The 21,182-nt window shown below is 58.2% G+C and carries 23 protein-coding genes; 12 read left to right on the forward strand and 11 right to left on the reverse strand.

Going from position 1 to position 21,182, the window contains the following annotated elements; translation table 11 throughout:
• The first annotated feature begins 64 nt into the window (after positions 1-64).
• Positions 65-1,060, forward strand: a complete 996-nt coding sequence (locus PKC81_RS00845) for an acyltransferase (protein ID WP_324332719.1) — start codon at positions 65-67, stop codon at positions 1,058-1,060.
• Between the two features lie 7 nt (positions 1,061-1,067).
• Here the strand turns inward: PKC81_RS00845 and tadA are convergent, their stop codons facing one another.
• Together tadA and PKC81_RS00855 are read right to left on the reverse strand one after the other, a co-directional pair.
• Entirely contained in the window at positions 1,068-1,523 is a 456-nt protein-coding gene (gene tadA / locus PKC81_RS00850) for a tRNA adenosine(34) deaminase TadA (protein WP_324332720.1), read from the reverse strand.
• A gap of 11 nt (positions 1,524-1,534) precedes the next feature.
• On the reverse strand, positions 1,535-2,746 hold the full coding sequence (locus PKC81_RS00855) for a penicillin-binding protein activator (protein WP_324332721.1): 1,212 nt from the start codon (positions 2,744-2,746) through the stop codon (positions 1,535-1,537).
• Positions 2,747-2,750: 4 nt separating this feature from the next.
• On the opposite strand from PKC81_RS00855, the gene rsmI reads away from it, so the two are divergent.
• The 4 genes from rsmI to PKC81_RS00875 all read left to right on the forward strand — a co-directional run bounded on the left by rsmI (position 2,751) and on the right by PKC81_RS00875 (position 5,742).
• A complete protein-coding gene (rsmI, locus tag PKC81_RS00860; protein ID WP_324332777.1) occupies positions 2,751-3,632 on the forward strand; it encodes a 16S rRNA (cytidine(1402)-2'-O)-methyltransferase in 882 nt (293 codons plus the stop codon).
• Positions 3,633-3,729: 97 nt separating this feature from the next.
• On the forward strand, positions 3,730-4,101 hold the full coding sequence (locus PKC81_RS00865; protein WP_324332722.1) for a YraN family protein: 372 nt from the start codon (positions 3,730-3,732) through the stop codon (positions 4,099-4,101).
• A gap of 18 nt (positions 4,102-4,119) precedes the next feature.
• Positions 4,120-5,088: a glutathione synthase gene (gshB, locus tag PKC81_RS00870; protein WP_324332723.1), complete on the forward strand. Its 969-nt coding sequence runs from the start codon at positions 4,120-4,122 to the stop codon at positions 5,086-5,088.
• A 6-nt stretch (positions 5,089-5,094) separates the two neighbouring features.
• Positions 5,095-5,742: a DedA family protein gene (locus PKC81_RS00875; protein ID WP_324332724.1), complete on the forward strand. Its 648-nt coding sequence runs from the start codon at positions 5,095-5,097 to the stop codon at positions 5,740-5,742.
• Here the strand turns inward: PKC81_RS00875 and PKC81_RS00880 are convergent.
• The 4 genes from PKC81_RS00880 to rph all read right to left on the reverse strand — a co-directional run bounded on the left by PKC81_RS00880 (position 5,699) and on the right by rph (position 9,201).
• Positions 5,699-6,589: a tyrosine recombinase XerC gene (locus tag PKC81_RS00880; RefSeq protein ID WP_324332778.1), complete on the reverse strand. Its 891-nt coding sequence runs from the start codon at positions 6,587-6,589 to the stop codon at positions 5,699-5,701. The two genes, PKC81_RS00875 and PKC81_RS00880, sit on opposite strands and share 44 nt — an antisense overlap.
• Before the next feature lie 13 nt (positions 6,590-6,602).
• Complete coding sequence (hemW, locus tag PKC81_RS00885) at positions 6,603-7,763, reverse strand: radical SAM family heme chaperone HemW (RefSeq protein WP_324332725.1); 1,161 nt, start codon at positions 7,761-7,763, stop codon at positions 6,603-6,605.
• Positions 7,760-8,398, reverse strand: a complete 639-nt coding sequence (rdgB, locus tag PKC81_RS00890; RefSeq protein ID WP_324332726.1) for an RdgB/HAM1 family non-canonical purine NTP pyrophosphatase — start codon at positions 8,396-8,398, stop codon at positions 7,760-7,762. Before rdgB ends, hemW begins: the two co-directional genes overlap by 4 nt.
• Positions 8,399-8,487: 89 nt before the next feature.
• Positions 8,488-9,201: a ribonuclease PH gene (gene rph / locus PKC81_RS00895; protein WP_324332727.1), complete on the reverse strand. Its 714-nt coding sequence runs from the start codon at positions 9,199-9,201 to the stop codon at positions 8,488-8,490.
• Between the two features lie 83 nt (positions 9,202-9,284).
• Here rph and PKC81_RS00900 point away from each other — a divergent pair, with 83 nt between their 5' ends.
• The 4 genes from PKC81_RS00900 to PKC81_RS00915 all read left to right on the forward strand — a co-directional run bounded on the left by PKC81_RS00900 (position 9,285) and on the right by PKC81_RS00915 (position 12,813).
• A complete protein-coding gene (locus PKC81_RS00900; protein ID WP_324332728.1) occupies positions 9,285-10,340 on the forward strand; it encodes a hypothetical protein in 1,056 nt (351 codons plus the stop codon).
• A gap of 33 nt (positions 10,341-10,373) precedes the next feature.
• A complete protein-coding gene (gene hrcA, locus PKC81_RS00905; RefSeq protein ID WP_324332729.1) occupies positions 10,374-11,417 on the forward strand; it encodes a heat-inducible transcriptional repressor HrcA in 1,044 nt (347 codons plus the stop codon).
• A 45-nt stretch (positions 11,418-11,462) separates the two neighbouring features.
• On the forward strand, positions 11,463-12,029 hold the full coding sequence (gene grpE, locus PKC81_RS00910) for a nucleotide exchange factor GrpE (protein ID WP_324332730.1): 567 nt from the start codon (positions 11,463-11,465) through the stop codon (positions 12,027-12,029).
• Positions 12,030-12,132: 103 nt separating this feature from the next.
• Positions 12,133-12,813 (forward strand): hypothetical protein, encoded by a 681-nt coding sequence (locus tag PKC81_RS00915; RefSeq protein ID WP_324332731.1) that lies wholly within the window; start codon positions 12,133-12,135, stop codon positions 12,811-12,813.
• A 6-nt stretch (positions 12,814-12,819) separates the two neighbouring features.
• On the opposite strand, the gene PKC81_RS00920 is transcribed toward PKC81_RS00915, so the two are convergent.
• Positions 12,820-13,488, reverse strand: a complete 669-nt coding sequence (locus PKC81_RS00920; RefSeq protein ID WP_324332732.1) for a CDP-alcohol phosphatidyltransferase family protein — start codon at positions 13,486-13,488, stop codon at positions 12,820-12,822.
• Between the two features lie 125 nt (positions 13,489-13,613).
• Between PKC81_RS00920 and PKC81_RS00925 the strand changes: the two genes are divergently transcribed.
• Complete coding sequence (locus PKC81_RS00925; RefSeq protein ID WP_324332733.1) at positions 13,614-15,008, forward strand: MATE family efflux transporter; 1,395 nt, start codon at positions 13,614-13,616, stop codon at positions 15,006-15,008.
• Here the strand turns inward: PKC81_RS00925 and PKC81_RS00930 are convergent.
• The 4 genes from PKC81_RS00930 to PKC81_RS00945 form a co-directional block, all read right to left on the reverse strand.
• On the reverse strand, positions 15,005-16,162 hold the full coding sequence (locus tag PKC81_RS00930; protein WP_324332734.1) for an indoleamine 2,3-dioxygenase: 1,158 nt from the start codon (positions 16,160-16,162) through the stop codon (positions 15,005-15,007). The two genes, PKC81_RS00925 and PKC81_RS00930, sit on opposite strands and share 4 nt — an antisense overlap.
• A 94-nt stretch (positions 16,163-16,256) precedes the next feature.
• Entirely contained in the window at positions 16,257-16,835 is a 579-nt protein-coding gene (locus PKC81_RS00935; protein WP_324332735.1) for a hypothetical protein, read from the reverse strand.
• Positions 16,832-17,287, reverse strand: a complete 456-nt coding sequence (locus PKC81_RS00940) for a vgr related protein (protein ID WP_324332736.1) — start codon at positions 17,285-17,287, stop codon at positions 16,832-16,834. Before PKC81_RS00940 ends, PKC81_RS00935 begins: the two co-directional genes overlap by 4 nt.
• Positions 17,288-17,316: 29 nt before the next feature.
• Positions 17,317-17,808, reverse strand: a complete 492-nt coding sequence (locus PKC81_RS00945) for a copper chaperone PCu(A)C (protein WP_324332737.1) — start codon at positions 17,806-17,808, stop codon at positions 17,317-17,319.
• A gap of 184 nt (positions 17,809-17,992) precedes the next feature.
• Here PKC81_RS00945 and dnaK point away from each other — a divergent pair, with 184 nt between their 5' ends.
• Positions 17,993-19,897, forward strand: coding sequence for a molecular chaperone DnaK (gene dnaK, locus PKC81_RS00950; RefSeq protein WP_324332738.1), 1,905 nt, complete (start codon positions 17,993-17,995; stop codon positions 19,895-19,897).
• Positions 19,898-20,028: 131 nt separating this feature from the next.
• A complete protein-coding gene (dnaJ, locus tag PKC81_RS00955; RefSeq protein ID WP_324332739.1) occupies positions 20,029-21,153 on the forward strand; it encodes a molecular chaperone DnaJ in 1,125 nt (374 codons plus the stop codon).
• Positions 21,154-21,182 lie beyond the last annotated feature (29 nt).

The raw sequence follows: 21,182 nt of genomic DNA on the forward strand, positions 1-21,182 counted from the left end.
ATAAGTGAATATTAACTAGTGAATTATATGTATCTGGTTGGAAATCAAATTAAATCCACGGCCAGTGCAAAAACAGCATTTCATCTCGATTCATTATCTGCGCGGCCTTGCCGCTGTTCTCGTTTGCGTTTTCCACATCTTTAGTAATGTAGATTTCATGCCCAAGCACAATGGAGCAATTCATTGGATGCGCGGAGGCGTTGATATATTCTTCGTCATATCGGGGTTTGTAATGGTGCAATCCACCGATTCAAAAGATACCAGTCCAAAGCACTTTTTATTGCAGCGGTGCCGTCGCATAGTGCCTTTATATTGGATAGCGACATTGGCAGCGATGCCAAGGGTCACCGGAGAGTGGTATCTCAAAATATGTAGTTTGCTTTTCATACCGGCTATGAATCCCAAAATTGGAATGATGCAACCTGTTCTTGAGCCGGGATGGACGCTTAATTACGAAATGTTTTTCTATGTGCTCTTTGCTGCTTCCTTAGTGCTAGCGCGTGAAATCAGGATATATGCAGTCTCAGGAGTATTTGTCGCACTTGTGCTTGCCGGCTTCATCTTTGATGGCGGCGGAATTTTCGGCTTCTATACCCGTAGCATTATCTTGGAATTTTTGTTTGGAATGGCGATAGCCCGATTTGGTATTAGGCTACCTATTATTGCCGCACCTATTGGTTTCGCGGCAATGATAGCAATGCAGTTTTTCGAGTTGGATCGGCTAATTTCTTTGGGATTGCCTGCAGCCGTGATTGTTGCTTCGTTTCTTAGTGCAGAAGACCGGATGCCCAGTTGGAAATGGGCAAATTTTCTGGGTTCGGCATCATACTCGATATATCTGTTCCACCTGATCGCTCTCGGCGTGCTAGTATATCTCTGGCCTATTGTAGGTAAAAGCATAGTGGCCTTTACTGCAGTGACCTTAGTCGGCATGGTCTTAATGGGGTGCGGCGTTTATTGGTTTCTTGAACGGCCGATGCTGCAAATGTTTTCCGCGAAGCGACCTGAAACGGGCAACGTCCAACAGTCCGATGAAGCAAGTTTGGCGTTCAAAAAATAGCGGTCGCCTAGCGTCGCTCCGCAAAAAACTGCCGCAGAATAAAGCCTGCTTCATCCTCACATATCCCGCCATAGACTTCAGGCCGGTGATGCACTGTTGGCTGTTCGAACAGCCGTGGGCCATGTTCGACAGCGCCGCCTTTCGGGTCGCTGGCTCCGTAATAGAGCCGTGCGATACGGGCATGGGCGATGGCACCGGCGCACATCGCGCAGGGTTCGAGCGTGACCCAGAGGTCACAGCCGATAAGACGGTCGGTGCCGAGGGCCGCCGCCGCCTCCCGCATTGCGACGATTTCGGCATGGGCGGTGGGATCGTGGCCGGCAATGGGGCGGTTGCCGCCGCGGCCCACAATCTCTCCATCCTTGACGACGATGGCGCCCACCGGCACTTCGCCCGCTGCAGCGGCCAGCCGCGCCAGATCCAGCGCGGCCCCCATATAGCGGCGGGCCTGTTCAATCGGCATGTGCCGTTTCGCTACTTTGCGGGTGCAAAGCCGCGCGGGGCAGGATCGATGGTGGCATATTTGCCCGCCTGCACCTCCTGCACCTCCAACATACGCTCCGACATGCCATTGGCCGCAAAGCGGAAGGCGCCATCGATGCCGATAAAGCCGTCCGGATCGGTCAGGCGAGCGACCGGGAAGCGAGTGCCCACCTTCCAGTTTTGTGCAACGCGAGCGACCAACAGCACCGAGTCATAGCCAAGGCTCGAGAGGCGCGACGGGGCGCGACCGAAGCGGGCGCGATATTTGTCGGCATATTGACGAAACATCGTGTCCGAAACGCTGGCGAACCATGCACCGCGCAGCATCGGATTGGCAGCAACGCCTGCATCGATATTCCATAGATCGGTTCCAAGCACCTTGGCACTGGACAGGCCAGCCTTGCGCAATGCAGGCACGGTAGCAATCGCAACCCGTCCATTGTCGGCGATCAGTACAGCATCGATAATACCAGAGGCATTCAGCTTGCGCGCTGCCGCATCAATCGAGACGGTCGAACCATCAATTTCCTGCACCGAGACCAGTGCACCGCCGGCCGCACGCACTGAATTGGTCAGGTTCGATAGGGCGCGCTGGCCATAGACCGATTTGGGTACGATGCCTCCAAAGCGGGTATATCCTTGCGCCTTGGCATATTTGACGACCCTGTCGATCGACTGCGATGGCAGATGGCCAAGCAGAAACACATTCGGACCCGCCGAGCCGACGTCGTTAGAGAAGCTTATCATGGGCACGCCTGCGGGCTTTGCGACATTGGCCACCGCGACCACATCATCGCTCCGCAGCGGACCGAGGATCAGCTTGTTGCCGTCAGCCACTGCCTTTTTCACCGCAGCATCGACGCCCAGTGCAGTGTCGTAAGTCGTCATCCGAATATTGGTGTTGCGTGTGTCGAGCAGCGCTAATGTGGTTGCGTTGGCAATTGACTGGCCGACGTCACTGTCGGCACCCGTGACGGGTAGCAGCAAAGCAACGCGGTGGCGATCGCCGTCCGAAAGCACAACATTGCCAGGATCGGGGGACTCAACAGGCGGCGGGCCATTCGGGCCTTGTCCCCCTTTGGGGATGACTGACTGACAGGCAGCCAGAAATATCAGCATGAAAAGCGCAGTAGCACGCTTGGCTGTTGACCAGATACTATCCAACTGCGCTTGCGGCGCAGCCACGGTTGCTGCAATGGTCATGTCCATGTCCTCCGACCCTTATGATTATTCTTTATCAGAGCCGGATAAACCGGCCAAGGCAATCGATTCAGGCCTCTACATCGTCGCCACCCCGATCGGCAATCTGGCAGATATGTCACATCGGGCTATCGAAATGCTGCGGGCAGCCGACCTGATTGCGGTTGAGGATAGCCGCGTGACGGGCAAGCTATTACACCATCTGGGCCTTAAAAAACGTATGCGGCCTTACCATGATCATAGCAGCGATGCGGATCGGGAAGCGTTGCTGGCGGCGGCGCGTCAGGGTGTGGTCGTGCTTGTCTCGGACGCCGGAACGCCGCTGATTTCCGACCCCGGATACAAGCTGGTACGCGCGGCGCGGGAGGCAGGTATCCCGGTCAGTACCGCCCCAGGTGCAAGTGCAGTAATAACCGCGCTGTCGATTTCGGGCCTGCCCACTGACCGTTTCCTGTTCGCTGGCTTCCTGCCTTCGAAAGCCAAAGCCCGGGCGGATGTGATTGCCGAAATCGGGAATGTAAAATCTACGCTGGTCTTTTACGAAAGCGGCCCGCGACTGGGGGCAACGCTGGCGGCGCTGGCCGAACAGTTGGGCCCCCGCGAGGCGGTTGTGGCGCGCGAGCTGACGAAGAAGTTCGAGGAAGTGGTGTCAGGTACCCTGCCTGAACTGGCAGAACGCTATGCTGTGGCCGAACCCAAGGGTGAGATTGTGCTGATTGTCGGGGCGCCGGGGGAGGCACAAGCCGAGCAAGGTGATTATGAAAGTGCGCTCAGGGCGGCACTCGAAACCCTGCCGCCCGCCAAGGCCGCCAAGGGTATCGCCAAGCGCTTCGGTGTCGATCGCGCCGAGGTATATGAGCGGGCGATGGCGTTGAAGGCTAAGGAATGACGGCAAATTTTCACCGTAGCCCTGAGCCTGTCGAAGGGCGCATCTCAGCCTTAGCGCAAACCTTGAGACGCCCTTCGACAGGCTCAGGGCTACGGTTATGGGGAAACAGTTTGTGACCAACCGCCGCGAACTGGCCGAAAAACGCGGGCGGCAGGGCGAGGCGATTGCGGCTTGGTGGTTACGACTGCATGGCTGGCGAATTGTCGGGCAACGGCTAAAGACCCCGCGTGGAGAGGTTGACCTGATCGCGCGACGCGGAAAAACTATTGCCTTTATCGAAGTCAAGGCGCGGGTGAAGCAAAGCGATTTGGCAACCGCGATTGACGGTTGGCGGCTGCGTCGCGTCGCCGCGGCAGCCGAACAATTGCTGCCGCGTTATGGTAAGGGTGCGGAAAATATGCGGATTGATGTGATATTGGTTGCACCTTGGCGTTGGCCGCACCATCTGGTCAACGTCTGGCACGGATAGAGAAGAAGAGGGCGATAGATGGGATTGCGCGTTGCGGTGCAAATGGACCCGATGGCGGGCGTCAACATCAATGGCGACAGCAGCTTTGCACTGATGCTCGCCGCACAGGCGCGGGGCTATGACGTCTGGCATTATGATGTCGGCACACTGACACTCGATGCCCATGACCGGCTGACCGCTTTGGCCCATCCGGTTTATGACCTGCAGCGCGTGGTAGGTGTGCATTACCGCTTTGGCGAGCCCAAAAGGATCGATCTTGGTTCGGATGTGGATGTCGTTTTGATGCGGCAGGACCCGCCTTTCCATGTCGGCTATATCACCGCGACGCATCTTTTGGAGCGGATCGAGCATGAGACGCTGGTGGTGAACAACCCTGTCAGCGTGCGCAATGCGCCGGAAAAGGTGATGGTACTCGATTATCGCCGTTTCATGCCGCCGACGCTAATCACTCGATCAACCGACGAGGTGCGCGCATTCCAGAAGGAGCATGGCGCGGTCGTCGTAAAACCGCTCCACGGCAATGGCGGGAAGGCGATTTTCCGCGTGCCCGCCGAAGGCGACAATCTGGGCGCGTTGTTTGAAGTGTTCAACACCACCTGGCCCGAACCGCATATGGTGCAGCCTTTCCTTCCCGATGTGGCCAAGGGCGACAAGCGTATCGTATTGATCGATGGTGAGGTCACCGGCGCAATCAACCGCCGCCCGGGCGAGGGCGAATTCCGTTCGAACCTGGCTGTCGGTGGCAGCGCCGAGGCAACCGAGCTTACCTCGCGCGAGCAGGAAATCTGCGCCGCGATGGGCCCGCGCCTTAAGGAATTGGGGCTGATCTTTGTCGGCATCGACGTGATTGGCGGCGAATGGCTGACCGAGATCAACGTGACCTCACCGACCGGCATCGTCGCGATCGACCGGTTCAACGGCACCGACACCCCCGGCAAAATCTGGGATGCGATCGAACGTCGTCTCAAGGATCGCAAAGCGAGCTGATCTCCCATGGAAGACTGGATTATCCGACTGGTCGATTGGGCCGGTTATTGGGGGGTGGCGTTTCTGATGCTGCTCGAAACCGTGTTTCCGCCGGTGCCTTCCGAGGTCATCATGACGGTGGCAGGCGTTTCGGCTTCGCGCGGTAATATGACGCTGACGGGTACGATTGCTGCGGGCACCGCCGGGGCGATGCTGGGCAACTGGTTCTGGTACTGGCTGGCTATCAAGTTCGGTGAAGCGCGGATGCATGTCTTCATCGACAAATATAGCCGCTGGCTGACGCTCGACTGGGAAGAGGTTGAGCGCGGAGAGCGGCTGTTCCAAAGTTATGGCTCGACGATTGTGCTGATGGCGCGGATGATCCCGACCTTGCGTTCGCTGATTTCGATTCCGGCAGGCCTGTTCGGCATGTCGCTTCGCCGATTTCTTGTCTTTTCGACAATCGGCACAGCAGGCTGGAGCGCGGCATTGGCTGGGGCTGGGTATTTCCTCGGTTCGCAATTCGACGATGTCGAAAAATGGCTGGGCCCGCTTTCGACGCTGGTGATTGCGGCGATTGTGGTGACCTATATCTGGCGGCTCGCGCACTGGAAGCCCCGACCCGAAACAATCAAGCCCGTGGATGCGAATTCAGATATTCGTCCAGAAGCATAGCGGTATCGACCGCAGTATAAACCTGCGTTGATGACAGGCTGGCATGGCCCAAGAGTTCCTGCAGACTGCGCAAATCCGCACCGCCAGCCAGCAAGTGCGTTGCAAAGCTATGGCGCAGTGCGTGCGGTGTGGTCTTTTCCGGCAAACCGAGCCGATTGCGCGCGCCCTGCACCGCACGGCGGATAAGAGCAGGGGATAGCGGCCCGCCGCGCCGCCCGCGAAACAGCGGTTCTCCCTTGGCTGGCGGATAAGGGCAAAGTTCGAGATAGCCCTCAATCGCCTCGCGCACATTGTCGAGCAGCGGAACGATGCGGGTCTTGTTGCGCTTGCCGGTTACACGCAAGGTCGGCCCCAGCGGAAGAACATCACCGGTTAGCCCGGTCGCCTCGCTGACGCGCAACCCGCAGCCGTACAGAAGCAGAAGGACGGCCCAGTCGCGCGCACCGATCCAACTGTCGCTGGCGCCATCAGCCGCATCGCCTGCAAGCGCCAACACCGCTTCGGGATCGACCGGGCGCGGCAGGCTGCGCTGCACGCGCGGGCCCTTGAGCGCAGGAATTGTGGCTTCATCGCCAAGCGAAAAGCGCAGGAAATTGCGAACCGCCGATAGCTCGCGCGCGGTCGACCGGTTGGTCAGGCCGTCCCCCCGCCGGTTGGCGAGGAAAGCGCGCAAATCCGCGGCGGTCGCTTTGGCAAGTGTAGCGCGGTTGGCGGGTTCGCCCAAATGTTCGGTCAGGAATTCGCACAGTCGCTCCGCCGTCGCGACATAGGCGCGCACGCTGTGCACCGACCGGCGGCGATTATCCGCAAGGTAGGAACGATATTCGGCGATCAGCGCGTCGGCCATGGCGGCGATGCTATCAGGCGTCGGGCGTCGGCTCAATCGCAACGATTTGCGGCAGGATGGCGTCGAGCAATGGGAAGCCTTTGGGAGTAATGGCCAGATGAAGTCCATCCCGGTTGACAAACTCTAAGGCTTCCAGCTTTTGCACTGCAGTCCAATCAACCAGATCGCCGCTATCCATTGCAAACCGGTCGGCCAACGAGGCAATATCCACGCCTTCGCGCAGTCGCAGCCCCATCAGCATCGCCTCCATAGCTTGTGTGGATGCATCAAGCGCGGTTTCGCTTTGCAGGCCATGCGCGTTACGTTCGATGGCGGAGAGGAAATTCTCCGGCTTGCGGTGCCGTTGTGTCGCCATGTTAGTCCGCCTGCCATGCGCACCGGGGCCGATGCCGACATAATCCCGGTAGCGCCAATAAGCGAGGTTATGGCGGCTTTCCTGGCCCGGTGCGGCATGATTGCTGATTTCGTAGGCCGGAAGGCCGGCGGCCTCCATCCGCGCCTGAGTCAGTTCATACAGATCAGCCGCGGCATCATCGTCGAGCGGTTCCCATTGCCGCTTCGCAACATCGGTGGCGAAGCGTGTGCCAGGTTCGATGGTCAACTGGTAGAGCGACATATGGGTGGTTCCAAAGCCGATGGCGCGCGCCAGTTCGGCATCCCACGCCTTGGCGCTTTGGTCGGGTCGGGCATAGATCAGGTCGATGGTGACCCGCCCGAAATGCCTTTGCGCGGTTTCGAGTGCAGAAAGGCTTTCTTCGACCCGATGGGCACGGCCGAGGAAGTTCAAAGTCGCATCATCGAGCGCTTGCAACCCCAACGACACGCGGTTGACTCCTGCGAATGCCAGTTCGGCAAAGCGTGCCGCTTCGACCGAAGAGGGGTTCGCCTCCAGCATGATTTCAACATCGTCGGCAAAGCCCCAATGCTGCTCTGCTGCATCGATCAGCGCGGCAGCGGTTTCTGGCGGCATCAACGAAGGCGTGCCGCCCCCGAAGAAGATCGATCCCAGTTTGCGCCCCTCGGTCAGCCGCGCCTCATGCGTCAGATCGGCGATCAGCGCATCGCGCCATGCCGCTTGGTCCACCTGTTCGCGCACATGGCTGTTGAAATCGCAGTATGGGCATTTCGAAACGCAAAAAGGCCAATGGATGTAAAGGGCGAGCGTCTCGCTCAAAACAGTGCCTCAACCAATTTGCGAAAGGCATCGGCCCTGTGGCTCATTGCGTGTTTTTCGGCGGGATCGAGTTCGGCGAATGTCTGGTCGCGGCCCAGCGGCACGAATACCGGATCATAGCCAAAACCCATAGTTCCGCGCGGCGGCCAGGCGAGGGTGCCCTGGACGCGGCCCTCAAACACTTCCTCACGCCCGTTAGGCCAAGCCAAGGCGAGCGTGCAGGTGAAATAGGCGCTGCGATCGACATCGGGGCCTTGCTCGGCCAGCTTCCCCTCGACCTTGCCCATGGCGAGATACCAGTCGCGCCCCGGGCCGCCCAGTGCCTGCGCCTCGAACCATTGCTTCTCGGCCCAGTCGGCGGTGTATACCCCCGGCGCTCCGTCGAGAGCCGCGACACATAAACCGCTGTCGTCGGCGAGGGCGGGCAGGCCCGAACCTTGCGCCGAGGCATGCGCCTTCAAAAGCGCGTTTTCGGCAAAGGTCGTGCCAGTTTCCTCCGGTTCGGGCAGGCCCAGATCACCCGCCGACACCGGTTCGATCCCGAAGGGTTCGAGCAACGCACGGATTTCGCGCACCTTGCCAGCATTGTGGCTGGCGATGACCAGCTTTCCGGGGGCAAGTTTTCTGTGAGTCATGCTTTCCTCATACCGTAGCCCTGAGCCTGTCGAAGGGCGCTTGACTGCTGGGCGTGCTTCGACAGGCTCAGCGCTACGGTTTCAACACGTTACTTCACCGCATCCGCCTGTGCTGCAAAAATCCGGTCGCAACCCATGCGGGCAAGACGCAGCAGACGCAACAATGCTTCCTCATCATAGGGTGCACCCTCGGCAGTGGCCTGTGCCTCGGCGATCTTGCCACCTTCGATGAGCACGAAATTGGCATCGGCATCTGCACTTGAATCTTCGACATAATCGAGGTCCAGTACCGGCGTACCATTGCAGATGCCACAGCTAACAGCGGCCACGCGCCCGGTAATTGGGTCTTCCTTGATTTTGCCCTCGGCCATCAGCTTGTTGACGGCGAGACGCAGGGCGACCCACGCACCGGAAATTGCAGCTGTACGGGTGCCGCCGTCGGCCTGCAGCACGTCGCAATCGAGCGTGATCTGGAATTCGCCGAGCTTTTTGAGGTCAACAACCGCGCGCAATGAACGGCCAATCAGTCGCTGGATTTCCTGCGTCCGGCCCGATTGCTTGCCTTTGGCTGCTTCGCGTTGGCCACGCGTGTGCGTTGCGCGGGGGAGCATCGAATATTCGGCGGTCACCCAGCCTTCACCCTTGCCACGCAACCATGGCGGCAGCCGGTCTTCGACGCTGGCGGTGCACAGCACCTGCGTGTCGCCGAAGCCGATGAGAACGCTGCCCTCGGCATGTTTGGTGAAAGCGGTCTCGATGAAAATGGCGCGCATTTCGTCTGGCGCGCGTCCGGATGGGCGCATGTACTAGTTCCCTTTGATGGTATCAACGGCGCGGCACTTATCCGAAGATAGCTATGGGAGCAATGCGACCGAGGGAGAAAGTTATGCGCCTGCGTGGTTTGTTTTCATTTTTGTCGGCACTGGCTTTCGCGCCATCGCTGGCTGCGGCGGATGCCGCACCGGCAGCTCCCCCTCAAATGGCAAAAGCTGAGTTGGGTGGTGAAACGCTGCACTATACTATCATCGGCACACGCTTTGGTAACCGGTTCAAATGGACCGTCGGCCCCGATGGTAAGGGTGAAGTCGCTATCCCATTCTCTATCGGTCATCTGATCCCTGCGACCGCGAATGACTATTACTTTCTGCAAGGCGAGCATCCTATTGATATCGGGGCGGACGGCTATGCCGAACTGCGCGCCGCTTTGGCGCAAATTGTCGAACGCGGACCGATGCCATTGACGCTGGATGGCCCGTGGCTTGAATGCCGTATGGCCCGCACAATGGATCTCGGTGCCGCACAGCTGCGCTGGACTAAAGATGCCAGGGAAGGGCTGGCTTTTGCAGACTTTGGTTGCCGCAACGAAGATAAAGCGGTTGCCGAGATGTTGGCGCGGTTCGATCAGGCTTGGCAGATTCTCGGCAAGCGCCTGTCTGAACAAGGCGGTAATATCGCGATTTCCGTTCCCAAAGACGGTAAACCTTTCGAATGGAACGAAACGCTGCGCTATGATGAAGTTGGTCCCATGGGGGCTGGAGGCAAGCTTTTTATTTTGCACCCGGATGGAAAAGGAAAAATCGTAACCGACGGTCATATCAGCTGGTATGCGGACAAGGAGTTGCGCGACCAATATTTCATTCCGACCGGGGAAAGCCGGTTCGACATTGGTCGGGCGGGTTATCTCAAAGTTCGGGCTTCACTGGATGGCGTGATTGCCGGACGTGTCGCACCGATGATAGAGCCTTGGGAAACCGATCCGGATGAACCCAACCGTCGCTGCATGACCGATCAGCCCTTTGGAATTCTGAAGTGGTCGGAGGTTAAAGACCAAAAAGGCTATCGCTTTGATCGAACATGCTACACCGCCAAGAATGAGGCGATTTGGGCAATGCTGGCACCCATATATCCCTTGATAGCGCGAAATCTGGCGAAGCCTGATTGACACCAACGCGGGGGCTGCGCACATTCCCTTGCAATGGCAACGCCCCCGATCTCTGAACTCAATGATCGCACGCGCACGATCTTCAAGGTCGTTGTCGAAAGCTATCTCGAATCTGGCGCGCCGGTGGGATCGCGTACGCTGTCGAAAGTCAGCGGGCTTAACCTCTCACCTGCCTCGATTCGCAATGTGATGCAGGATCTGGAAGAGGCTGGATTGCTCGCTGCACCACACACCAGTGCAGGGCGGATGCCGACCGAACAAGGCTTGCGCCTGTTTGTCGACGGCATGATGCAGGCGGCAGAACCCACTGCAGAAGAGCGGCGAGCTATCGAATCGCAGATTGCGGGCAGCGGCCCGATTGAAACGGCACTGGCCGCCGCAACCGTTGCGCTTTCCGGCCTGTCCGCCTGCGCGGGAGTGGTGATGGTGCCCAAGCGCGAGGCGGTGCTGAAACATTTCAGCTTTACCCGATTGTCTGCAACGCAGGCGTTGGCCATCATGGTTGGTGCTGATGGCAGCGTCGAGAACCGGCTGGTCGATATTTCACCTTCCGTCGGCGACGGTGCGCTAACTGAAGCAGGAAATTATATCAGCTCGCGCCTTTCCGGCCTGACGCTATCGGAAGCGCTGGGACGGCTTGATGCTGAAATTCGCAGCCACAAAGCCGCGCTAGACCAAGCCAGTGCCGAACTTGTGCGCAATGGCCTTGCGGTCTGGTCGCTCGACGCCAATGACCGGCCAGTGCTGATCGTGCGCGGGCAATCGAACCTTATCGATGAAAGCGCGGCAGCCGATCTTGATCGCGTGCGTCAGCTGCTGGACGAGCTTGAAAACACGGAAGAAATCGCCCGCTTGATCGACAGCGCACGCGAAGCGCAGGCTACGCGGATATTCATCGGTTCCGAGAATAACCTGTTCTCGCTCTCGGGTTCGTCCGTGATTGCCGCGCCCTATCGCGATCAGGGAGGCAAGATTGTCGGCGTGGTCGGCGTAATCGGCCCGACCCGGCTAAACTATGCCCGCATCGTTCCCATGGTCGATTTCACCGCACAGGCCCTCAGCCGCTTGATGAAATGATGCGAGCGCCTATATGCGCCTGCAACACAGACATTCGGGGCAGTTATGAACGATAAGGACAATATTGACGCAGCGGTTGAACAGGAGCTGGAAGGTATGCCCGAGCATCTGAAGGGCGAGGCCAATGCTGCTGACAGCGCCGCGGAAGAGCTGAACAAGCTGGCCGCAGAACTGGAAACCGCGCGGCAGGATATTCTTTATGCACAGGCTGAAGTGCAGAATGTGCGCCGTCGCATGGAAAAGGAAGCCGCCGATGCGCGCGCCTATGCCGCCACCGGCTTTGCCCGCGATATCCTCTCGGTATCGGACAATCTCACCCGCGCGCTCGACGCCATTCCCGCCGAACTGCGCGAAGACGAAAAGATGAAGCCGCTGGTCACCGGCCTCGAAGCAACGGGCCGTGAACTTGAAAGCGTCTTCGCCAAACACGGCATCAGCCGCATTGCCGCAATGGGTCTGCCGCTCGATCCCAACCAGCATCAGGCGATGGTCGAAATCCCGACCGCAGATGCAGAACCGGGCACCGTCGTCGCGGAGATGCAGGCAGGCTATATGATCAAGGACCGGCTGTTGAGACCGGCTATGGTCGGAGTTGCCAAAAAACCGGACTAGCTATGTGATGTACTAGGTACCGCTCTCGCTTGCAAAACGCGCAAAACCGGTTCAGGATTTGCGCCCATGATGCGGGAGTAGTGTTTTGAAATCGCTTGCCTTCTTGGCTTTATCCCTGGTTGCATCGCCCGCAGCATATGCGGCGGAAGATTGGCAAAGTCATGTTCCGTCTGGCTGGAAACTGATCGGCGATGCGGCCGAAGCCGATGCTGCCGTTCTGATGGTAGAGCAGGATGATCCGGCAAAGCGCATCAAAAATGCCGGGCTCGGGCCGGATGAGCTCAACACCAATCCGCGCCGGTTGTTGATTCTGTCGCGCGTTTCGGCTGGCTATAAACAGACCGGTTCAGCGGACAATTTCCTGCCGCCAGAAGGGGATAGCGATACACCCTGCCTTGCCGATCCGCTTGAGGAGGGCGGCATAGATTTGCGCAACACTGTGCTGACGATAAATCTCAATTATTGGCTCAGCTGCGGTAGCTGGAGCACGTCCAAGGACAGCTATAAATTCCGGCTGGAAAATGGCCGCTATCGCCTGATCGGTTTTGACCGCCGATCCTATGCGCGCAATGGCGGAACGGGTGAGGAAATCAGTATCAACTTTCTCACCAACCGGAAGAAGGTGACGACCGGCATCGAAATTTTTGAACCTGACGCCGGCACTCCGGTGACCAAATCGAAAGTCATCTGGACGCGTATCGGGCGACAGAAATATTATCTCGACGGAATGGACCGGAAACAATGCGACAGGGATGAAAGCGCGCCAAGTTGGTGCGGTTATTAAGCGGGTTCAACTTCCCTTTCGGAACAAATCTATGCCTGACCGCGTCGTGTGGAACACGAAAACGCCTGTTAACAAAATACCCAGCACCACCGCAAAAATGTCAAAGGGGGAGAACATCTGGTTCGCTACAGGCCAGTGAATGTTCGTCTCTGGTCCGAAAACGAACATGCAGATCGTCAGGACAATCAGCATCATCCTAACCTCGGTCGGCCCACCGCCCAGATAGGTCAGGTTCATCACACCGGTGACTTTGGCTGAAATGAAGGTGTGGATCGACAGCAGCAAATAACCGGCCAAGCCGAACAAAGCGGTGTCCATCCGCATATAGGGGCTCAACCCCATTCCAAGAATGAAGATCGTGTTGGCGAGCGCATCAAGGCTGTGGTCGATGAAATAGCCATAATTGGGCCGTTCGATTTTACGATAGCGGGCGACGCTGCCGTCGAGCGAATCACCGAACCAGTTGAGGCAATAGCCGAATACTGAAAGCCACAACCAGTCGCGGCCCCAATTGCTGGCAATATAGCCAGCGGAGATCAGGATGGCACCGAAAAAGCCGAGCGCCGTCAGCCGGTCGGGCGTCCACCACATGGGCAAACGCGTGCAAATCCAGTTGAGCAGGCGCCGCTCGACAGCGGCGGTCAGATTTTCCTGAATGCGTTTCGGGGCAGTCACTTATAGTCCTTTTTGCCATCCCCCAATGTTGCGCTTTTGTGACAGGTGATGCAAAAGCGCAAGCTGGAATGCAGAGAGCACTGCCAGCACTAGCCGTGCGCAAATTGCTGGGCTAATTGAATGTCATGGCCACAGCAGCAAGCCTTTTGGACAGCCAGTCTCCCTGGCGTGACGAGCTTCGCGCTACGCTGGTGCTTGCCTGGCCACTGATTTTGACCAACGTCTCGATGGTCTTGATCAATTCGACCGACGTATTTCTGCTTGCGCGGCTGGGGCCGGATGCGCTGGCGGCTTCCGCGTTGGGGACAGGCATTTTGTTCGCGATGATGCTGGTCGGGATCGGCATTGTGGTTGCCGGATCGCCATTGATGGCGGCGGAGCTTGGCCGCAAATCCTATTCGGTACGCGATATCCGCCGGACATTCCGGCAGTCGATGTGGTCGGCGACGGTGGTCTGTGTTCCGATCTGGGTGTTCTTGTGGTTCACCGGCGATATCCTCGCATGGGCGGGGCAACCGGAAAGGCTGGCCGAAGATACGGGGCAATTCATGCGCGCTATCATGTGGCTCTTGTGGCCGCAGCTTGGCGTTGTCGCGCTGCGCAGCTTCATGGCTGCGCTGGAGTTACCCAAATGGACGATGGTCGCGGGCTTTGCGGCCGTGGTGGTCAATGCCGTGCTTAACTATGGTTTGATCTTCGGCCATTTCGGTCTGCCACGGTTGGAGCTGGTAGGGGCGGGTATCGGCAGTTCGCTGACCGGGCTGTTCCAGTTCCTGTTTCTGGCTGCCATCGCAATGCGGCACCCCAAATTTCGTCGCTACCATCTTTTTGGCCGCTGGTGGCGAGCCGATTGGCAGCGTTTCGCCACGATCTGGAAACTGGGCTTTCCTATCGGACTGCATATGGGTTTTGAAGCGATGGTCTTTGCCGCCGCAATCTTCCTTATGGGCTATATCAGCATAGAGGCCGCCGCCGCCCATGCAGTAGCGATCCAGATAGCTTCGATGACCTTCATGGTGCCGATGGGCCTCGCCCAAGCGGCGACGGTGCGGGTCGGGCTGGGCTATGGCAGGCGTGATGCGGAGGCAATCCGGCTATCGGGCTGGACGGCTTACGCGCTGGGCGTGGGCTTCATGACCGCAATGGCAATATTGATCTGGACGATCCCTGGAACGCTGGCCGGTTTCTTCCTCGATCCCGAATTGAAGGGCAATGCAGAGGTGCTGCGGCTAGCCGTCTCCTTCCTGATTATCGCCGCCATTTTCCAGATCGTCGATGGCGCGCAAGTGGTCGGCACAGGCATGTTGCGCGGGCTGCAGGATACGACCTGGCCGATGCTGTTTGCCGCGTTCGGCTATTGGGTTGTTGGGCTGGGTTTTGGCGCTTGGCTAGCCTTTTACCGTGGCTATGATGGTGTCGGCATCTGGATCGGCCTGGCGCTCGGCCTTGGCATTGTTGCCGCATTGGTCCTCAGCCGGTGGCTGATGCGCCACCGGCTGAGACTTGTTCCGACGAATTAGATCGTCTGCGCGCGATTTTCGTCGCGGTGCTTTTTGAGGTATTTCATGAACGGCGTGCCGCCGGTGCCGACATCGGTATCGTTGCCCGCGCCTGATGGGGCCTGTTTGTTGATATAGCTGGCGGCATATTCGAGGTGGCGGGTGCGGAAGCGCGCGACCTGTTCGACGCAGGCGTTGAAGGAATCCTTGACCGACTGGTTTTGCGTTTTGGCGAAGTCGCGCAAAGTGCTGGCCTCACGAACCGCGTCGATAAAGGCGCGGTGCTGTGGCGGGCGGTATTGGTGGAGTTCATCGAGAAACTCGCGCAACGGATCGCTTTCGTGCACAACCTGAAACAGCCCGTCCATCGCGGGAACAATCGAGCTTTGCGAACCGGTTTGCCCTCGAAATGCCTGTGGTTTACCGGCATATTTGGCAACGCCTTCGTAGATCAGGCCTTCGGGCATCGCCGGATTGTTCTTCCAGCCGTGGATATAAGGGCGCACGCGTTGATAATAGATATAGGGATCGCAGCGTTCAGGCATGCGATCAAAATGCGCGTTCATCGCATCCCAGACGCTGTTCATGTCGGTCAGCAGTTGCTCGACTTTGACTGCGTCTTGCTGTGCCGCCGCATCAACCAATGCGGTCGCCAACTGCAATGCGCGGCCTGCTTCGGCCTCGATCGCGACATGGACAAGGACGAACCAGTTCTCGTCCTGACCGCCAAGGAAATTCTGGTGCATCGCGATATTATCCAGGCTGATGCCACCGGACTTGTCGAGCCGGTACCAGTTATCGAGCACATAGCCCGAATAAGGGAGCAGCGGCGGCAGTCCCAGATCGTCGCCGATGGCGCAAATCGGGATTGCGAGATTTGCGGGCAGGGTGGTCGGCGCTTCGGCCTCTCCCCAGACATAGGCCTGCACGAGGAAGCTGTAATGCACCATCGCGGTGCGCACCTGTTCATTGCTGGCGGTCGCAAGGAAGGCCGCCATATCGGGATGGCCCACCTGCTTCAGGAAATGGCGCACGCGGCCTGAGGTAATCAGGTCCGACAGGCTGGCCGCTGCATCCAGCATTTCGTCGAAGCTATCGGGCAACGAAATTTCATCGATTTCATGGGTTGAGAGGTAGCCACGCTCTGCGCTGAGGCCAAAATCTTCAAGTTTCATGGAAGTCTCTTGGGCGAGGTGCGGGTTGGGCCACCTCTACTGATTTGGTATCAATTGAAACCGGTTTGCGCAAGCGGGAGTGTATCAGTAGTCCTCAGATAAGATACACCGCCGCATAGCGGACGATAAGCGCGATCAGGACAGCGATGTTCATGGTCTTCGATTTGACGAAAAAGGCTGCTGTCATTAGAGCAATTAGAACTGCCGTCAGACCCAGTGCGAGTGGATTGACCAGACGCTCCGACAAGTCGGGGTGGGAGAGGTAGAATGTGAGTTGCACGAACAACAGTGCAAACAGCATCCCGAGTACAATCCGCCGGACGTGGAAATAATGCGGGTCGAGATCGCCGTTTTTCGGGATGCTTTCAGGGAAAACCAGATGGGCGGCGAGGTAATAGGCGCTCGCAAACAGCATCGTGCCCATCATCCAGCCGCCCGATACGGCAATGATGTCACGCACCGCCCAGGCCGCCCCCCAGAAGGACAGGAGGTCGAGCATGACGAACAGGCCGAGCAACGGCGTCAGCCAGCCGATGCGGTATCCGGCCTTCGTCTCTTCATCAACATGCAGCCGCGCCTTCACCGTCTTGCCCAGCCCCGACAGGAGTTCGACCAGCGAGAGGCCGAGCAACAGGCTGTAGAGCGAAAAAATGAATTCGAACTGCGACATCATTTCGCGGTCGCTTTTTTGCCGAAAGGCAACACGCCCTCATATTGTTCCAATGGAGGGGCGCCTGGCACCTTCGCCTTGTTCTTCAAAAGGAAATAGTGGCGGACGATTTCTGCCTGCTGCTCGATGCCATAGCGCTCCAGCATCCAGCCGGGTTTCAGCACATAATTATAACTGCTGAACGGATAGCGCCGGAGTGGCAGGAAAATGCCCTGCTGGTGCTGCCAGACATGAACCAACTCGTGAATGAACAGCCCCTGCAATCCCAGATCGCGGTCGCAAAAATCGTCGCAGAACAGGTCGCTATCGGGGTGGAACCATAAATGCCCGTCGGGCGCCATGGTGATCTTGCGCGGCTGGAACCACCACCATTTGCGTTTGTGGATGCGCACCTTTTCATAGTCGATGGCATCGTGAAACACCGAGCGCGCAAGTTTGATCTCGCGCGCTGTCATTGGCCGTCCTGATGGGTGCGGACCAAACATCAGTGGTTATTGTGGCCTGTCTTCTCGTCGGGTTCGCGGCCGTCCATTTCCTCGACACGGGCTTTGACGAGGATGCGTTCATTGTTTGAAAACAGGAATTGCGTTTCCATCTCACCCAGTCGGCGGCCGACCAGATTGACACCCCAGACCATCACATGCTTGCCGCCGCGCTTGAATTCGACCTTGCCATCTGCCGGGATGAAAACGCGGGTCAGCGGACGCATCGTCATCGCGCCGGTCTTGGGATCGACCTTGCTCTCGTGCATTTCGGTGCGGAGTGCCGAACGCGAGGTGACCGACATCAGATAGACGTCCTTGGGCCCGCCGCGGATCGTGAAATACATGGCCGACGGATTGCTATCGACCGGGTTCAGCTTGACCACCGCGTCGTGGACGCGAAGTTGCGGCGTGGGGCCGCAGCTTGCCAGAACGGCTACCAGCAACGGAGCGGCAAATAGTCCCAATCGTGCGCGCATGTTCAGCATTGTCATAATCTTTCCGGTTCGACTTTTTCGTTCTGAAACGGGGCATTGCCCGCCTTTTTGACAATGTAAGCCGGGCGAAGCCTTGTGCCAAGCAATTTGCCACCTATATCGCCCTCGCATGTTTGGCTGCAGTGCCTGATAGGGCTGCTCGCCAAAAACAGGGCTAATTTAGTTATCGGGGTAATTTGTAATGGCAAAAGTTATTGGTATCGATCTGGGCACCACAAACAGCTGCGTTGCTGTGATGGAAGGCGGCCAGCCGAAGGTTATTGAAAATGCGGAAGGCGCGCGCACGACGCCGTCTATCGTCGCCTTTGCGAAAGATGGTGAGCGCCTGATCGGCCAGCCCGCCAAGCGCCAGGCGGTGACCAATCCGGACAACACGATTTACGCGGTGAAGCGCCTGATCGGCCGCCGCTTTGACGACCCCATGACCAAGAAGGACATGGAACTCGTCCCCTATAATATCGTCAAGGGCAAGAATGGCGACGCTTGGGTCAAGGCGGGTGGAGAAGATTACTCCCCGTCTCAGATCAGCGCCTTCACCTTGCAGAAGATGAAGGAAACAGCGGAAGCCTATCTGGGCGAAACCGTAACGCAGGCGGTCATCACCGTTCCCGCTTACTTTAACGACGCCCAACGTCAGGCAACCAAGGATGCCGGCCAGATTGCCGGTCTTGAAGTGCTGCGCATCATCAACGAGCCGACTGCAGCAGCGCTCGCTTATGGCCTCGACAAGGACGAGAACAAGACCATCGCGGTTTATGACCTTGGTGGCGGTACATTCGATATTTCGGTCCTCGAAGTCGGCGACGGCGTGTTCGAGGTGAAGTCGACCAATGGTGACACCTTCCTGGGCGGTGAAGATTTCGACAGCAAGCTGGTCGAATTCCTCGCAGCCGATTTCCAGAAGGCCGAAGGCATTGACCTGACCAAAGACAAGCTTGCGCTGCAGCGTTTGAAGGAAGCTGCCGAAAAGGCGAAGATCGAGCTTTCCTCTGCGCAGACGACCGAAGTCAACCTGCCGTTCATCACCGCAGACCAGAATGGTCCGAAGCACCTCGTCAAGAATATCAGCCGCGCAGACCTCGAAAAGCTGGTCGACGACCTGATCAAGCGCACGCTCGAGCCATGCAAAAAGGCGTTGGCCGACGCAGGCCTGAAGGCAGACGCGATTGACGAAGTCGTGATGGTCGGCGGTATGACCCGCATGCCCAAGGTGCGCGAAGTCGTGAAGGCCTTCTTTGGCAAGGAACCGCATGTCGGCGTGAACCCCGATGAAGTCGTTGCCATGGGTGCTGCCATTCAGGCGGGTGTGTTGCAGGGCGACGTCAAGGACGTGCTGCTGCTCGACGTGACCCCGCTCTCGCTCGGTATCGAAACGCTGGGCGGCGTGTTCACCCGTATGATCGACCGCAACACGACGATCCCGACCAAGAAGTCGCAGGTTTACTCGACGGCGGACGACAACCAGAACGCCGTGACGATCCGCGTGTTCCAGGGCGAGCGTGAAATGGCGGCAGACAACAAGCTGCTGGGCAATTTCGACCTTGTCGGCATTCCGCCAGCACCGCGCGGCGTTCCGCAGATCGAAGTAACTTTCGATATCGACGCCAACGGTCTGGTCAGCGTGACCGCGAAGGACAAGGGCACCGGTAAGGAGCAGCAGATCAAGATCCAGGCGTCTGGCGGTCTGTCCGATGCTGACATCGACCAGATGGTCCGCGATGCCGAGCAGTTTGCCGAAGAAGACAAGAAGCGCCGCGAGGCTGCCGAAGCCAAGAACAATGCCGAAAGCCTCGTTCACAGCACCGAAAAGCAGCTTGAAGAGCATGGCGACAAGATTGACGCTGGTCTGAAGGCTGAAATCGAGGCAGCCATGGGCGAAACCAAGGCGGCCATCGAAGGCGGCGACCCCGAAGCGATGAAGGAAAAGGCGAATGCCTTGGCCCAGGTCGCGATGAAGATGGGTCAGGCGATCTACGAACAGGAACAGGCGGCAGGTGCGTCGGCTGCTCCCTCGGAAGAAGCTCCGGCTGACGATGATGTCGTCGACGCCGAGTTTTCTGAAGTTGACGAGGATAAAAAGGACTAAGCTAAGGTAAAGCCCATTTTCGTCACCCCCGCGTAGGCGGGGGTCCATCACCGGATGTCGAAATTTCAATAGCAGGTGATGGATTCCCGCCTTCGCGGGAATGACGAAGTGGGAGGTGGGAGTGGTATGCCTTGAGCCTCGACATTGATTATTACGAATTGCTGGAATGTGAGCGGACGGCGGACGACAAGACGCTGAAATCCGCCTATCGCCGCATGGCGATGCAATTTCACCCGGATCGCAACCCCGGCGATGCCGAAGCTGAAGCCCGTTTCAAGGCGGTCAACGAAGCCTATGAAGTGCTGAAAGACCCGCAGAAGCGCGCCGCCTATGACCAATATGGCAAGGCTGCGTTTGAAAATGGCGGCATGGGCGGTGGCCGCAGCGGTGCCGGCTTTGGCGACTTCTCCGACATTTTTGAAAGCTTTTTCGGCGATGCCTTTGGTGGTGGTCGCCAGCGTGGGCCGGTGCGCGGCGCGGATTTGCGCTATGATCTGGAAATCAGTCTTGAAGACGCATTCCATGGCCGCACCACCGAAATCGCGATCGATGTTGCCGCGAAATGCGGTGACTGCGAAGGCACGGGTGCGAAACCGGGCACCAGTACGCGCCGATGCAATTTGTGCGGCGGGCATGGCAAGGTGCGCGCGCAGCAGGGCTTTTTCGTTGTAGAACGCACCTGTCCGACCTGTCACGGTCGTGGCGAAGTGATCGAAGATCCGTGCCGCAAATGCGGTGGTGAAGGCCGAGTAGACGAGCGGCAGAAGATTGAAGTTACCATTCCGCCAGGCGTCGATGAAGGCACACGTATCCGTGTGGCTGGCAAGGGAGAAGCGGGGCCGAACGGTGCGCCTGCGGGCGACCTCTACATCTTCATGCACATCGCGCGCCACAAGGTGTTCGAACGCGACGGGACGACTTTGTTCTGCCGCGCGCCGATCAGCTTCACCAAAGCGGCGCTGGGCGGTGAAATCGAAATCCCCGGACCTGATGGCAGCAAGCACAGTGTCAACATCCCCGAAGGCATACAGTCGGGCAAGCAGCTCCGCGTCCGCGGTGCGGGCATGCCTGTGCTGCAAGGACGCGGCAGGGGCGACCTTGTCATCCAGATCGACGTCGAGACCCCGACAAGATTGACCGCACGGCAAAAGGAATTGCTCTGCGAATTCCGCGAGACCGAAACCGGCGAGGAATGCCCGCAGTCGCGCGGTTTCTTCGACAAGGTCAAGGAATTCTGGGACGATTTGACCGAGTAAAATCTGCAGGCGGGTACAAGACTCGCTTT

The sequence above is a fragment of the Sphingorhabdus sp. genome (assembly GCF_035329025.1).
Lineage (GTDB): Bacteria > Pseudomonadota > Alphaproteobacteria > Sphingomonadales > Sphingomonadaceae > Sphingorhabdus_B.